Source organism: Arenimonas sp. (assembly GCF_019459675.1).
Taxonomy (GTDB): domain Bacteria; phylum Pseudomonadota; class Gammaproteobacteria; order Xanthomonadales; family Xanthomonadaceae; genus Arenimonas.
Genome location: NZ_JAIBFH010000078.1, coordinates 1 through 13,951, shown reverse-complemented (window position 1 = coordinate 13,951; position 13,951 = coordinate 1). Strand labels below are relative to the sequence as shown.

The 13,951-nt window shown below is 65.1% G+C and carries 13 protein-coding genes; all 13 read right to left on the bottom strand.

Annotation, left to right across the window (positions count from 1 at the left end; translation table 11 throughout):
• Nucleotide 1 precedes the first annotated feature (1 nt).
• On the bottom strand, nucleotides 2-2,209 hold the full coding sequence (locus K0M70_RS02955; protein WP_290779072.1) for a hypothetical protein: 2,208 nt from the start codon (nucleotides 2,207-2,209) through the stop codon (nucleotides 2-4).
• Nucleotides 2,209-3,834 (bottom strand): hypothetical protein, encoded by a 1,626-nt coding sequence (locus tag K0M70_RS02950; RefSeq protein WP_290779069.1) that lies wholly within the window; start codon nucleotides 3,832-3,834, stop codon nucleotides 2,209-2,211. The genes K0M70_RS02955 and K0M70_RS02950 overlap by 1 nt, the downstream gene beginning before the upstream one ends.
• Nucleotides 3,835-4,009: 175 nt before the next feature.
• Nucleotides 4,010-4,492, bottom strand: a complete 483-nt coding sequence (locus K0M70_RS02945) for a hypothetical protein (protein WP_290779066.1) — start codon at nucleotides 4,490-4,492, stop codon at nucleotides 4,010-4,012.
• On the bottom strand, nucleotides 4,492-5,748 hold the full coding sequence (locus tag K0M70_RS02940) for an AAA family ATPase (RefSeq protein WP_290779063.1): 1,257 nt from the start codon (nucleotides 5,746-5,748) through the stop codon (nucleotides 4,492-4,494). Before K0M70_RS02940 ends, K0M70_RS02945 begins: the two co-directional genes overlap by 1 nt.
• A complete protein-coding gene (locus tag K0M70_RS02935) occupies nucleotides 5,745-6,311 on the bottom strand; it encodes a CHC2 zinc finger domain-containing protein (protein WP_290779060.1) in 567 nt (188 codons plus the stop codon). Before K0M70_RS02935 ends, K0M70_RS02940 begins: the two co-directional genes overlap by 4 nt.
• A gap of 785 nt (nucleotides 6,312-7,096) precedes the next feature.
• Nucleotides 7,097-7,612: a hypothetical protein gene (locus tag K0M70_RS02930; protein ID WP_290779058.1), complete on the bottom strand. Its 516-nt coding sequence runs from the start codon at nucleotides 7,610-7,612 to the stop codon at nucleotides 7,097-7,099.
• 89 nt (nucleotides 7,613-7,701) lie between these two features.
• A complete protein-coding gene (locus tag K0M70_RS02925; RefSeq protein WP_290779056.1) occupies nucleotides 7,702-7,932 on the bottom strand; it encodes a hypothetical protein in 231 nt (76 codons plus the stop codon).
• A gap of 226 nt (nucleotides 7,933-8,158) precedes the next feature.
• A complete protein-coding gene (locus K0M70_RS02920; protein ID WP_290779053.1) occupies nucleotides 8,159-8,437 on the bottom strand; it encodes a hypothetical protein in 279 nt (92 codons plus the stop codon).
• Nucleotides 8,434-8,670: a hypothetical protein gene (locus tag K0M70_RS02915; protein ID WP_290779051.1), complete on the bottom strand. Its 237-nt coding sequence runs from the start codon at nucleotides 8,668-8,670 to the stop codon at nucleotides 8,434-8,436. The genes K0M70_RS02920 and K0M70_RS02915 overlap by 4 nt, the downstream gene beginning before the upstream one ends.
• Before the next feature lie 78 nt (nucleotides 8,671-8,748).
• On the bottom strand, nucleotides 8,749-9,024 hold the full coding sequence (locus K0M70_RS02910; RefSeq protein ID WP_290779048.1) for a hypothetical protein: 276 nt from the start codon (nucleotides 9,022-9,024) through the stop codon (nucleotides 8,749-8,751).
• A gap of 75 nt (nucleotides 9,025-9,099) precedes the next feature.
• Complete coding sequence (locus tag K0M70_RS02905) at nucleotides 9,100-10,311, bottom strand: integrase arm-type DNA-binding domain-containing protein (protein ID WP_290779045.1); 1,212 nt, start codon at nucleotides 10,309-10,311, stop codon at nucleotides 9,100-9,102.
• Between the two features lie 573 nt (nucleotides 10,312-10,884).
• The gene (locus K0M70_RS02900) at nucleotides 10,885-12,195 is read right to left on the bottom strand and encodes a dicarboxylate/amino acid:cation symporter (protein WP_290779042.1); all 1,311 of its coding nucleotides are present in this window, start codon (nucleotides 12,193-12,195) and stop codon (nucleotides 10,885-10,887) included.
• Nucleotides 12,196-12,261: 66 nt separating this feature from the next.
• Nucleotides 12,262-13,951 (bottom strand): RNA polymerase sigma factor RpoD (rpoD, locus tag K0M70_RS02895; protein ID WP_290779040.1); only part of this gene is annotated, 1,690 nt, incomplete at its 5' end.

Here is a 13,951-nt window from a genome sequence, read left to right as displayed (position 1 = left end):
GCTATTGCCGGCCCTGATCGCCACTCCCATCCTGGCGCTGGTGGCCGTCGCGTACGTCTGGATAGACGGCCTGCTTGCCCGCTATAACGCCCGCAAGGAAGCCAGCAAGGGACGCAGCCTGCCGTGACTGGGGTGGCAGCTTCGACAGCTCGATGAGCGCCCTGCGGCCATCTGCATTGAGCATCACGTTCGCGATCTTCCTCAGGCCAAGCGCCTCTCCACCTGTGGACGCCAGCGCTTCGACGCTGCGCTGTTTGACCGACGCCAGGAAGCTCTGGACCTCCATGTACGGGCCGGTGCCACTCGGGTTCGAACCGAACCGATCCCCGAGCCGCCGGGCGACCTTGAAGGCGTCGTCGATCTGGCTCATCTCCTCCGCGCTATACAGCTCCCGAAGCTGGGCCAGCCGTGCCGGCTTGTCGCCTCCCAGCGTCCGCAGGAACGTCCCGGCGTTGAAGGCGACCTGTCGGGGGCCCGCGCTCGCTGGAAGTGTCTGAGCGGCGTCCAGGGCGTTCTGAACCAGCAGGCGCTTGTACTGCTGCCAAGCCTCGGGGTCCGCGCCCTCCATGTACTGGCGAACCATGCGGATCTCGGTGGGCGCCATCGAGCCCAACCGGGTCACGACTTGCTCCGGAGCCAAGGTGTTGAACCAGTCCTCGCCGTCGACCTGGACATCCTTGCCGAACAGGCGCGCCACTGGATGTGCGCGCAGGCCATCTGCAAGCTGGGAGTAGCGCCGGTAGTTGGCATTGGCCTCCCGAAGCGCCGCGGCAATTCCCGGGGCCTGCACCTGGCCTTGGAAGTAGTTGGCGGGGACGATGCCTGCCCCAGCGTTTCCGGCCAGTCGTGAAGCGGAGGTGTCCAGGTCGTCCGACATGGCCGCATATAGCCTCTTAGCCACGCGCTGGTTCACGGTGCGGTCGATGTCATCGAATACTGTCCCCTGCCCCTGGCTGGCCCTGCCGAAGTAACTGCGCTGGCGCTGGAACTGGCCGAGCGTGTGCTGGCCCGTGAGCCGCCCCCGCATGGCCTTGGCTTGGGCCACGATGCGATCGGCCTCGGGCGTCGCCACGCTGCTGTATTCGTCGATGAGGTCATCGAGGGTCGTCCGCGTGCTGCTGTAGTCCACGAACTGACGGTCGCCCAGCACGCGCTCAATCGGTCCGAACTGCTGGCCGGCGACTTCTTCCCGACGCTTGAGAATCCGCGCAACCGACGTCTTTGCCGCAAGCTGGATTCGCTCACCCACTTGGGCGGTGCCGGCAGGGGTCGGGACCAAGCCGTCCATGGCTCGATTGATGAACCTCACCGCGTCTTCGGCGATTTTCTCATCGGCCTGCATGGCGATGTCTGACGAGAAGACGGACTGCCGGCTCATGTTCTCAAGGGCGGTCTGGACGCGAGACCCCGAGACTTGGCCTGGCGTCATGCGAACACCGGTGCGCTCGGCCAGCTCTTCGCCTGCCTGCGCATAGCCCGATCGGTTGGCTCCGCGGTTCGCCGCGTTGGCTACCTGAGCCAGCGCGTTTGGCGCGTACCCAAGTCGTTCAAGAGTCGCCATGCCCCCACGCAACAACCCGGCAGTTCCGGCTCCGGCGGTTCCACCAATGAGCACCTGGTTGAACTTGGCAGGTCCGAAATCACCCTCTGTAACGGGCTGCACCCCTGCGCCGGTGGCACCACCAACGAATGCACTCCTGAGGTATCCAGGCAGTGAAGCGCCCTTCGCAGGCAAAGACGCAACAGCAAGCGGCGCCGTGGCTAGCACCTCGCCCGTGAACTGCCCGACGTTGCCCGCCAGGCTTTGCCCCGCTTCCGAGTTGGCGAATGCATCCGCCGAAGCCTTGGCTTGGTCATCTACGGACTGGCGGACCATGGCCGTGTAGTTCGGCACCCCAGTCAGCTCGCTTGCAAACTCCCCAGCGCGCAAATGGGGTGCGCGCATTGCCAGCTGCGCACCGCCCTGTGCCGTGGCTTCCAGCCCCCGATACAACCCCTTTCCGGCATTGCTCAGATCCCCCCCAAGCATCTGCCACTGGGTTCGATCGTCGGTCTGCATCCCGGGATCCGGGGCCCGAAGTGGGTCCAATGGAACCGGTGCCAGCGAAACCAAACCCCGACGGCGGGCCTCGGCCAGCACCTCACGCTTTGAGTCAGGAAGGATGCCCCTGCGTTCCGCCTCAATCAGCACGTCGAGTTTCTCAGCCATCAGAGTCCAAGCTCCCTGAGCAGTTCATCATCGGATAGATCCTGCGGAGTTCTGCTGCCATCCCGGACCGTGGTGGCGTTGATGACGGCATCGGGGTTGTAGCCCTGCGACTTCCAGACCGAGGCCTTGCGGTCGAGCGCGCGGCGCACTATCTCGCCCTGCTTACCCAGGTTGTTGGCCACGATGGTCGGGTCCATGTTGGGGGTAATGTCGGCGGCCTCGAACGCGGCTTGCTCGGTGGCGGTCAGCGCCGCGCCGAACAGCTCGTTGCGCACCACGTTCTTGAGTCGGTCGTACTGCTGCCACCAATCGGCCTGCCCCTGCGTGGCAAGGCCCAGCCGCTCGCCGCCAAGGCGACCGGCCATGTTTTCCAAGGTTCCTCCGGCCACGTTGCCCGCGAACTCGGGCTTGAAGCTGCCTACGAGGTCGGTGATCGTGGTGAGCTTCTCGGCGTCCTTGCTGAGATCGTTCACGACGTTGGCGGGCAGTGCCCGGCCGCCGTTGGCGTCCCGTTCGGTCGGGCTGAAGGTCTTGACCAGCGTGCCGTCCGGCTTGCGCTGAACAACGGACCCCGCGGGGAAGCCAGCCTGGTTCACCTCTGCGGGCGTGAGCGTGACGACCAGGCCTCCGTCGGGCTTGTCAGCGGGGCCGCCGGGCATCGGAATCAGCCGCGAGCCATCCGGGGCCATCTGATAGCCGCTCGGGACCGGCGGCCCCTTGGGCGGCGTGTAGCCAAACTGGCTGGATGACGGCTGCTGGGGAAGATTCGACTGGGCGGTCTGGTTACCGCCCAGCCCCGGGTTTGCCACCGTGAAGTCGCCGTTTCCCGAAGCCATCTGCTGCCGCAGCTGCGCCTTGACGTTCTCGGGCAGCGGGCCCTCTGTCTGCTCAAGCCGGGCGATCGCCTGCTCAATGCTGGGCTCCTGCAGCGGGCCCGTCCCGGCCGAGGTCTGGCCATTGGAAGCCGGTAGCGTCGTGCTGGCCGGCATCGGCTGTCCGTTGCTGGGCGCCGGTAGCGGCATCACCTGGCGGGTGCGCGGGTCGAACATCATTTTCTGTGCACCCCCGCGGCCATCGGGGATGTCGACCAGTTGTGCATTCACGGGCACCTCGGGGCCCTGGTAGATCACCCGGCCCGTCTGCGGGTCGATGAGCGAATTGCCAACTACCTTGCCGTCGCGGCCCTGTTCGCCGGGAAGCATGGACAGCTTCGCGCCCAGCTGCGCCCAGCCTTCGTCCAGGTCTGGAGTCCATTCGGTGGGCGGCGCCTTGCCGGGAACGAGTTTCGCCAGGAATGGTGCGCCGGCCCGAAGTGCGGCGCTCACGCGCGCCGGGTTGCCGCTGGCGCGAGCCTCTTCGACGTAGCGGTAAAAGCCCTGCAGGCGGCGCAACTGCACATCGCCCGCCTCTTGGTAGCCTTGTGCGGCGCGCGGGTCGATGGCCGCAGCCTGGTTATAGGCGTCCGGGTCGCCGTCGATGACCTTCGGGGCCAGTGTGCGCAGCTGATTCTCGCGGCCTTCCTGCTCGCGCTGCAGGCGCTGCTGTGTTCCGAATTGGTAGCCCTGTTGCAGGGAAGCCAACATGTTCGGTTTGTCGATCGCCTGGTTCACGTCAAAAAAAGCCATCAGTTCTCTCCCCCGTTGACGGCAGCGGCCTTGGCCGCGGCTTCTGATTCGGCTGCGTTGGCCTCCGCCTGCAACGCGTCGAGCTCGGAAAGGAACTCTTCAAAAAGGCTATTCATTGCGACTCCTGCGTGTTGGCTACTCTCAACAAACATCATAGGTTCCCGATTTCTTGGCCCTACTCGATGGAAATCCCAAGTCGAATGCCGAGCCGTCCAATCTGGGCCAACGCAATGCGCCGAACGGTCAGCAGGGTCGCGTAGCGCATACCCAAGTCCTTGGCGATACCGCGCAAGGGCGTCCTCGGCTTCAACCCTTCCGATTGCGCAGCCGCGAGAATGGTCCCGATGACGATGGCACCGGAGGAGACCTTCTTGCCCAGGCCCGAGACGATTACGGCGTTGCGTACAGATCGAATCAGCAGCTCCGGGCGTGAGGCGGGCGGCAGCCCCAGCACCCGCCGGGACTCGCACCGCTGCCAGAGCAACCGTTCGGCGCCGCCCAGGATCGGAGGAGGCAATTGGATGATCTGGTCGTAGAGCGCCGGGTCATCGTGGCCAAGGTCTGGCTCGCCAAGGTCCTCGCCGTACTCCGGATCGAAAGCGATGGCGATCTGGGCGTCCCGGTCAGCGTTAGGGTCGGCAGTCGGGAGGGCAGTCATCAGCCTTCCTTCCTGGCGCGGTAGGCGGCTGCGTGGGTTTGCGTGGGTTTGAAGGGAGGCAACTCACGCGAACCCCCACAAACATCCGCACCCTCATGCGCTGCTCTAAGCGCATAGGGGTGTGGGGAACTAACGCACGCACGATCTGGCTGCGTGGGTTCCATGCCTGGCGTAATCGCCAGCACCTTCCGCAGGTTCCGGGATGCCGTCCTGATCTCGATGGTCCGGACCCGACCCGAGGCGGTGAGTTGCCCCAGCGCATTCCAGAAGGCGGACCGACCGCGCGGCCCCTTGAGTCGGTCGGGGAGCTCATGGAACGTGGAAAGGACGCTGTGGGTGTTGGTCGGGCCTGTCCGCGCGACACCGATTTCCACTCCTCCCTCGGAAGCCGCCTGCAAGGCCCCTAGAAGCGCGCTGGCGTCGTCCAGAGCCGCCTGCCCTTCCCGAGCCTGCGCCGGCACTAAGACGCCGTTCTCGGTCCACGTGAGAGGGATAGGGTCGGCCTTGCGTCCCAGGTTCAGTTTCTCCGGAGTCAGGGTGATTGCGCCGTTGTCATCGATTAGCGCCAACCGGGATCGTGCGGAGTTGTGCCAGGCGGTACTACCCGAGAACGTGTTGCCGTTACCGCCAAACCGGGCCGCCTGTTTGTCGATGTGCGCGAGCAGGAGCACGCCGGCATCGTGCTCGCGGGCCACGTCGCCCAAGCCGCGCATGAATGCGCGCACCAAGCGACGGTCGTTCTCGTTGCCGTCGTAGGCGTCCGAGGCGTTGTCGATCACGATCAGGCGGCATCCGGCAGCGTGCGCCCGGATCTCCTGCAGTACCGAGGTAAAGACCAAGCGCCGCATGCCCATGTCACTGAACTCTTGAGCGATCACGCCATCCCCCGCCGTGCCATCCACGGCCCTGAGACGCCGGCTCACCTTGTCGGCGTCCAGCCCGTACGCCTGGATGATGTTCTTGAGGCGGTAGCGCACCACCTCGCCGGGGTCTTCCAGGCTCACGAAGAGTGCTGGGCCGTCTTGGAACCGGTGCCCGGCCCAGGTCATGGCGCCCGCGGCGTGGTGGGCCGCGAGGGTGAGCGCCAGGATGGATTTGCCGGCCCCGCCGTGGCCCCCGAGCAGCGTCACCACCCGCGTGGGTACGAGTCCCTCGATGGTGAATGGGGGGGCGGGCACGGCCGCGGTGGCGATGTTGGCCAGGTCGATCGGGACGAGCGCCTGCAGAGCCGCCTTTGCCTGTTCTTCAATGGTCATCGCGGCAAGGCCTCCGCTTCAGGGAGGCCACGCAGGACCGCGCGGGCCAGCTTGATCCGCAGGCGTGACTCTTCGCGCTGATCCATGGGGCGAGCGCGGTGCTCAAGGAGAGTGTTGGCCGCCAGGTCGATCCGCTCGATCGCAATCGCGAGCCGGCCTTCGTCCTCTGCGGACAAGGCCTGGCCGCCGGCGATCTGCTGAGCGGCGATCAGGGTGATCTTCGATTCGAGCGCCAGGAGGTCGAGGGCGGCATCACGGGATACCTCTCGAATGGAACGCTGGGCCTGCAGCCGCTGCTCCTTCCCGTCGACCCAATGGCGGGGCGGGAACAGGTCGGACCAGGTCAGGCCCACCGCCGCCAGGACATCACCTGCCGTACACCCGGCGAAGCAATGGACCAGGACGCGGTCCGACACTTCCGACACGCTCAGGGACGGCCCCTGGTCCTTGTGCGCCGGGCAGCGGGCCGTCCACCCCTTTCCGCTGGTGCGTACAAGTTCCAGCCTGTCGAGCAAAGCTTGGGCCGTAACGCTTCCGACGTGATACGCGGGGGCGAGGCTCATGCGGCGTCCGGACCGCCGGCCGCATGGTCGTGGGCCGCCCGCCTGCCCTCGTCCTCACGCACCAGAGCGAGGCGGAGGCGCATTAGCATGGCCGTGAGCCCGCCAAGCTCACGAAGTAATGCGTCAACGTCAGTGACCATCGGAGCTTCGTAGATCGCCTCCAGACGCTCCTGGACCACGTCAGCGATCGCGGGCAGCGGTTGGGTGAGCTCTGTGGAGGTGGGCGCGTACAGCGCCGCCTGGAGCCTCGCTGCGGCGTTCAAGCAGCACCTCCCGGCCAGCGGGCGGGATGGCGAACCACCCATGCCTTTGCGCAGGCAATAGCCCTGCTAGCGAACGACACCCATGCAGCGCTAAGATGAAGCACGCAATGGCTGAGCAGGCCTTTGTCGACCCTTCGACGCCCGCCAGCGTCGAGGGGTTTTTTATGCGTGGCCCTCATGCGACTGCCTTGGGCGAGTTCGCCTCGATAAGGGCGCGGATGTCCTCCGCTCGCCAGGCAGTAATGCGAGCTCCGAGCGCACGGGTTGGCTGGGGATACCGCCCAGCCTTCACACCAGCCCACCAGGTCGAGGCGCTGACGGGGATGATCGCCGGTGTGCCCGGGTCGTTCCCGGTGGGAGCCCGGCCGATGATGTCGCGAAGACGAAGAAAGCCGGTTTCAGGGATGGTTGCAGCGGTACGCATCTAATCGTCCTCCTCCGCGCTGGATTGCGCGGCCTTGGACAATCGTCGGGGCGACCAAAGAAACTGTAGGAGCCACAGTTTCCTATTTCTGCAGCGCCTCAGGCCGGCTTGTCACCCAGCACCTTGCGGATGTACTGCGCGGTCGCCCCGGTCTTCCTAGCAATGGTCCGAACCTTTGCTGCCTCGGGCCCCGTGTAGTTCCGAGCCGCGTCCAGGATCGCGGCCCGCTTCGACTCAGCGCCGCGGCGGGCGGCTTTGCTCTTCTCTGCGCCCTTGCGTCCCCCGATCGTCTGGGCGATGCCGCGCTCGGCATACTTCTCCAGAACCTGCGTGTGGGCACCAGCGAGGACATAGGAGCGCAACATTCTTCCTGCCGACTCGTATTCGCCGGAAAATGCTTTTCGGAATGCGGACTCGAGGCCAGCGTTCTTCATGTTTTCCGAGTCGATCTGTGAGGAGGCCTCAACAACAGATGCGGCCCAATCCTCCGGAATCTGGTCTATCGGTATGCCCGCCTTTTCGGCCTGATACCCCAACCAGGTCACGGCCAGCCAGCGACCAAGTTCCTCGTCTGAGTTGTCCAGATCAATTTGAGAGAGGGGTTCCATGCCCATGCGCGCACCTCTGCGCCCTTCAATGAGAGCCGCGCCAGCCGGGGAAGGTGCCCGGTGTTCGGGGATCAGCCTAGGCGCGGTTTGAACTGTTATGGCGTGAGCTTTTTCAACTGGCGAAGCGATTCCCCCGCCATCCTCAGAAGCCGCGCAGATTCATCCTCGCCCGGTACAATTCGACGCGAGTGGATACTGGCCTCAACTCTGCCACGGGCCTCGTCGACTGAGAGGCCGTCGCAGCTTCTGAAGTGTTTGAAAACGTGGTGGTCGAGGTCGGTCCAGTCTTTCCCAGCACCGGGGAACGGGATCAGTTGTGCGCTCATGCTTTTCCCTCCCTGACGGCTTGGAGATAGTGGGCCCGGATGTGGGGAGGAGCCCCACCAAACACTTCCATCGTGCTCTCGATCGATTCGCTCGGCTCACCCCGCCTGATCAGTTCCTTCCGCAATGCGAATCGGTCAAGGGTGCGGCTGATTTCGCTATCATCCTCCGAGCTAGGTGTGCGGATGACTTGAGCAGTTGGGAACTGAAGAATAGTGGCGGTCATGACTAGGCCGCCTTGCGCTGGCGCATCTCGTCTCGTTCCTTGTCGTCCAACTCATCAGCTGCTTTGATCAGTTGGTAGATCAGGCCAAACGTCTCAGGGATGGACTCAGGAGCAGCGTTCTGGGGGCCGCAGGCGATCATGTCCGCTACGGCGGCGGCCCAAGAGCGGAACATGCTCGCGTCATAGCCATTGAAGGCCTGTAGATTGTCGCGCTCGAGTTTCGCCACCTTACTGAGGAGGTCGGAAATGCTGGGGGTCGAAGCTTCAGTTTGAAGGGTCATGCTTGCGATTCCTTCTGGCGAATAGTGGCGAGCGACAACGCAACAGGCTCGGGGCGGATCATTTCGCTGATCTCGTCAAGAAGCGTGCAGAGAGCGTCCCCTGCATTCTCCACGGTGCCGTCAAGCAAGGCGTCCGCGCCCGCACTAGAGCCCAGAAGGTCGGCAATTGCCTTTGCATGGCAGAGCTTCATGCTGAGGGCGCTGCAATCGAGAGTTACACTTTGTGTTGCCATCGTCGTTCTCCTATTGAACGGCTGTGGAAGACGTCGCCCGCCAGGCTCCTACACCTGACGGGCGGCGCAGTTTTCGAACTACGCGGCCGGATTGGACGCGCCGATCAGGCGGCCGAGCTGGCCCATCCAGTTGTCAGCTTTTTTGCGCTGCGGCCCCGTGAGGTCGCTGAGGGTGCAAACGTCGGCGATCGTGGCACTGTCGCCTTTGCAGCCCAACCGCATGACGCTGTAAGCCACGACCCACTCGCCGGGCTGTGGGATCAGGCCGAGCACGGAGATGGACGCCCCTTTGGGCGGCGTCCGGAGCTCGAGGGTGCGTTTTTGCGGGTCTTCGGTGGATACTTCACTTGCCATGGTCGTTCTCCAAGGGAGCGGTTGTGGAAGGCCCGCGCGGGTGTCACTAGCATCCGCGCGGGCCGATTACCGGCGTTAGCCGGATCGGGCGCGGATGGGAACGACGTTCCCTCCGGTGCGCAGGCTGTCTAAGTAGTCGGCCCACGCCTGCATCATCTTCTTGCGTTCGGGCATATGCGCAGTTCGGTTGTATGCCCGGCCCATCGGGTCCCGAACGGCATGCGCAAGCTGGTGCTCAATGAAGTCGGGCCGGAATCCCAACACTTCGTCCAGGATCGTTCGGGCCATCGCCCGAAAGCCGTGTCCCGTGATCATTTCTCGGTCAAAGCCCAGGTTTCGCAGCGCTGCGTTGACCGTGTTCTCGCTCATCGGGCGGCTGGCTCCACGCACGCTGGGGAACACGTATTCGCGGCGGCCGGTCAACGGGTAAAGCTCGGTCAGCACGTCCACGGCCTGGACTGAGAGAGGGACGATATGCGGAGTGCCTGTCTTGCTGGCGGTGAAGCGCCACTCAGCACCTTCTAGGTCGATGTCTGCCCATTGCGCCTTCCGCAGTTCACCAGGGCGCACAAAGACCAATGGCGCCAGCTTGAGGGCGGCTTGGGTCACGGCTGAGCCTGAGTAGCCATGCAGGGCTCGCATTAGGTCCCCGATCTTCGCGGGGTCGGTAATGCTGGCGAAGTGGCGGCTTTGGGGCTGTTCCAGCGCGCCGGTTAGGTCCACGGCCGGGTTGTTGGCTGCCCTGCCCGTCGCGATGGCGTAGCGGAACACTCGCCCGGCCAGAGAGCGAGCCCGATGCGCCGTCTCCTTGATCCCGCGCTTTTCCAGCTTCCTAAGGGCGGCCAGGAGTTCCTTGGCGGTGATGTCGCCCACCGGGCGCGACCCAATCGACGCCAGATCCTTCTCGATCTGCCGCAACTCCCGTCTGGCCGACCCAGGACTCAACCCCTCGCTAGTCCGTTTCGCCAACAACTCCTTGGCGACAAACGCGAACGTGTTGCCGGCCTCCTCCAGCATTGCGGTGCGCTCGGCGCGGACTACCTGGACGGGATTGGCGCCACCGCGGAGCAGCGCTCGCATGCGGTCACGCTGGGAACGGGCCTCGGACAGGCTTACCGCCGGGTACTCGCCCAAGGACGCCATGCTCGCCTTGCCGGCGTAGCGGTAGCGGTAGCGCCAGAGCTTCGCTCCACTGGGACGGACCTCAATCGCCAAGCCGTTGGCATCCGCCACCCGATAGATGGACTCCCGGGGCTTGAGCGCACGGAGCTTGGTGTCGGTGAGCATAGGGGCAGGGCCACAGTGAGTAGCGGGGAGGGGCGACCGGCCCCGTACTCACCACCTTACTCACATTCTGGCTGGATGCAATAGGACACCATCGGACACGACCGGATGCCCTACCGGCCATTTTAAGCGGTTCTGGCCGCCTCTCGGGACAGTCCGGGACATCCTCGGATGCCAATGTGGTGGGCCCACCAGGACTCGAACCTGGAACCAAGGGATTCGCGTATCCCGGGGATTTCCCCCCGGCGCGGACTATCTCTTCACCCTCCGCGTGCGCGGGTGGGGTGCGGGACGCTCGAGCCTGTGATCAAGGGCGCTGTAGCCCTCAGGTAGTCTCTGCACCTTCCGGCGGTGTACCGCCGGCTTGGCTCAGGGTTACCACCGGCCGAACCGCTGAGGCTTCCCTGAATTCATCCCGTTCCCGTCCGCCCCTTACGGAGCGGCGGCACCTTTCGATGAGTCCCCTGCTCTAACCATTGAGCTATAGGCCCTGTACGTCGCCGACATCATAGGGCGGAGGCGTTGTAATACGCCAGCCGCAAGACCACGTCCGGGTAGGCATTGGCCAGTTCCGCGCTAAGTGCGAAGGTCCGGCGAGGTGATCGGCTCTATGGCATGCGCCAGCTCCTCGGGCACGGGTTCGCCCTCGGCGCGCAGCTGCCCCTCCCACTTCGACACCACGGCGGTGGCCACGCTGTTGCCGATGACGTTGGTGGCCGAGCGGGCCATGTCCAGGAAGTGGTCGATGCCCAGCAACAGCAGCAGCCCGGCCTCGGGCAGGTTGAACTGCGCCAGCGTGGCCGCGATCACCACCAGGGAAGCGCGCGGCACGCCGGCGATGCCTTTGGACGTGACCATCAGCACCAGCAGCATGGCGATTTCCTGGCCCAACGTCAGGTCGATGCCGTAGGCCTGGGCGATGAAGATCACCGCGAAGGTGCAGTACATCATCGAGCCGTCGAGGTTGAACGAATAGCCCAGCGGCAGAACGAACGAGGCCACGCGGTTGCTGCAGCCGAACTTCTCCAGCTGCGCCAGCGTGCGCGGGTAGGCCGCTTCCGACGACGCGGTGGCGAAGGCCAGCAGTGTCGGCTCGCGCACCGCCTTGAACAGCGCCACCGCGCGCCTGCCCAGCACCGCCCACGCCGCGAGGAAAAGCAGCACCCAAAGGATGCCGATGCCCAGGTAGAACTGGCCCATGAACTTGCCGTACACCGCCAGCACGCCCAGCCCGCTCTTGGCGATCGCGGCCGTCACCGCCGCGAACACGGCGAAGGGAGCGGCCCACATCACCAGCATCGTCACCTTCAGCATCACGTACGACAGGCCTTCCAGTGCATCCACCAGCACCTTGGCCTTGTCGCCCACGCCGGCGCAGGCCACGCCGAAGAACACCGAAAACACCACGATCTGCAGGATCTCGTTGCGCGCCATCGCATCGGCGATGCTGGTCGGCACCAGGTGGGTGACGAACTCCTGCAGGCTCAGGCCGGTGGCGACGACGCCGGAGCTGGCGGCCACGTCGGGCAGCTCGATGCCCAGGTTCACGCCCGGCTGCAGCAGGTTGACCAGCACCAGGCCCAGGCTCAGCGACACCAGCGAGGCACCCATGAACCACACCATCGACTTCAGGCCGATGCGGCCCACCGTGCCCAGGTCGCCCATCTTGGCGATGCCCACCGCCAGGGTGGCGAACACCAGCGGGCCGATGATCATCTTGATCAGGCGCAGGAAGGTGGTGGTGACCAGGCCCAGGTTGCCGACCAGGGCGGTGGTGTCTTCGACGGTGTAGTTGAGGGTGGTGCCCACCACGATGCCCAGCACCAGGGCCGCCAGGATCCAGCGCGTGAGTTTGTTGCCGCTTGCCGTACTTGCGCCCGTTGCCATGCCCGTCGCTCCAAAAAATGGGGCCCCGCACTGGCGGGGCCCCAAGAGGTAAACGCTGCCGGAAGCTTACTCGAGGTCGAGGAAGCTGCGCAGCTGCTCCGAACGGGTCGGGTGGCGCAGCTTGCGCAAGGCCTTGGCTTCGATCTGGCGGATTCGCTCGCGGGTGACGTCGAACTGCTTGCCGACTTCTTCCAGCGTGTGGTCCGTGTTCATGTCGATGCCGAAGCGCATGCGCAGCACCTTGGCCTCGCGCGGCGTCAGGCCGGCCAGCACGTCGCGCACGGTTTCCATCAGGCCCAGGTTGGTGGTGGCCTCGATCGGGGACTCGATGCTGGTGTCCTCGATGAAGTCGCCCAGGTGGCTGTCTTCGTCGTCGCCGATCGGGGTCTCCATCGAAATGGGTTCCTTGGCGATCTTGAGCACCTTGCGGATCTTGTCCTCGGGCATCTCCATTTTCTTCGCCAGCTCTTCGGGCGTGGGCTCGCGGCCCATTTCCTGCAGCATCTGGCGCGAGATGCGGTTGAGCTTGTTGATGGTTTCGATCATGTGCACCGGGATGCGGATGGTGCGCGCCTGGTCGGCGATCGATCGGGTGATGGCCTGGCGGATCCACCACGTGGCGTACGTGGAGAACTTGTAGCCGCGGCGGTATTCAAACTTGTCCACGGCCGTCATCAGGCCGATGTTGCCTTCCTGGATCAGGTCGAGGAACTGCAGGCCGCGGTTGGTGTACTTCTTGGCGATGGAAATCACCAGGCGCAGGTTGGCCTCGACCATTTCCTTCTTGGCCTGACGGGCCTCGCGCTCGCCCTTCTGCACCGTCTGGACGATGCGGCGATAGTCGTCGATCGGCAGGCCGGCCTCGGTCGCCACGGCGGCGACGTCGCCGCGGATCTGGGCGATCTGGGCCTGTTCATTGTCGCTGAACTTGGTCCAGCGGACGCCCATGGCCTTGACGTTGTCGGCCCAGTTGGGGTCGAGCTCCTTGCTGAAATAGGCCTTGAGGAACTCGGGGCGCGAGATGCCATAGCTGTCGGCGAGGCGCAGTAGCCGGCCCTCGAGGCCCATCAGCCGCTTGTTGATCGCATACAGCTGCTCGACCAGGGCCTCGATGCGGTTGTTGTTCAGCTTCATCGTCTTCAGGCGGCCCGAGATGGTCGCCGTCAGGGTGTCATAGGCCTTCTGGTCCTTGGCGTTCAGGGTCTCGCCCTTCAGCCGCGTCTCGACCAGCCGGTCCTGCAGCTTGCGGAAGCCGCCGAAATCGCTCGCGATGGCGTCCAGCACCTCCATGACCCCGTCGCGCAGCTCCGCCTCCAGCGCCGAGATCGACATCCCGCCGCCGTCGTCGAAGTCCTCGTCCTCCTCGTCCTCCTCCTTGTCCCCCTCCGCTTCCTGGGAGACGGCCGCCTCCTTGGCCTCGGGCGAGCCCGGCACCGGCTGGGGCGGCTGGTTATGCGGCAGGGACGACGGGTTCAGCACGCCGTAGGTGGCGTCCAGATCGATGACCTCGCGCAGCAGGATGCGGTTGTTGGCCAGCTCGTCGCGCCACACCATGATGGCCTCGAAGGTCAGGGCGCTCTCGCACAGACCCGAGATCATCGCGTCGCGGCCGGCCTCGATGCGCTTGGCGATGGCGATCTCGCCCTCGCGGGTGAGCAGTTCGACCGAGCCCATCTCGCGCATGTACATGCGGACCGGGTCGGTGGTGCGGCCGCCCTCGGTGTCGAGCGAGGTCAGCGCGGCGGCGGCTTCCTCG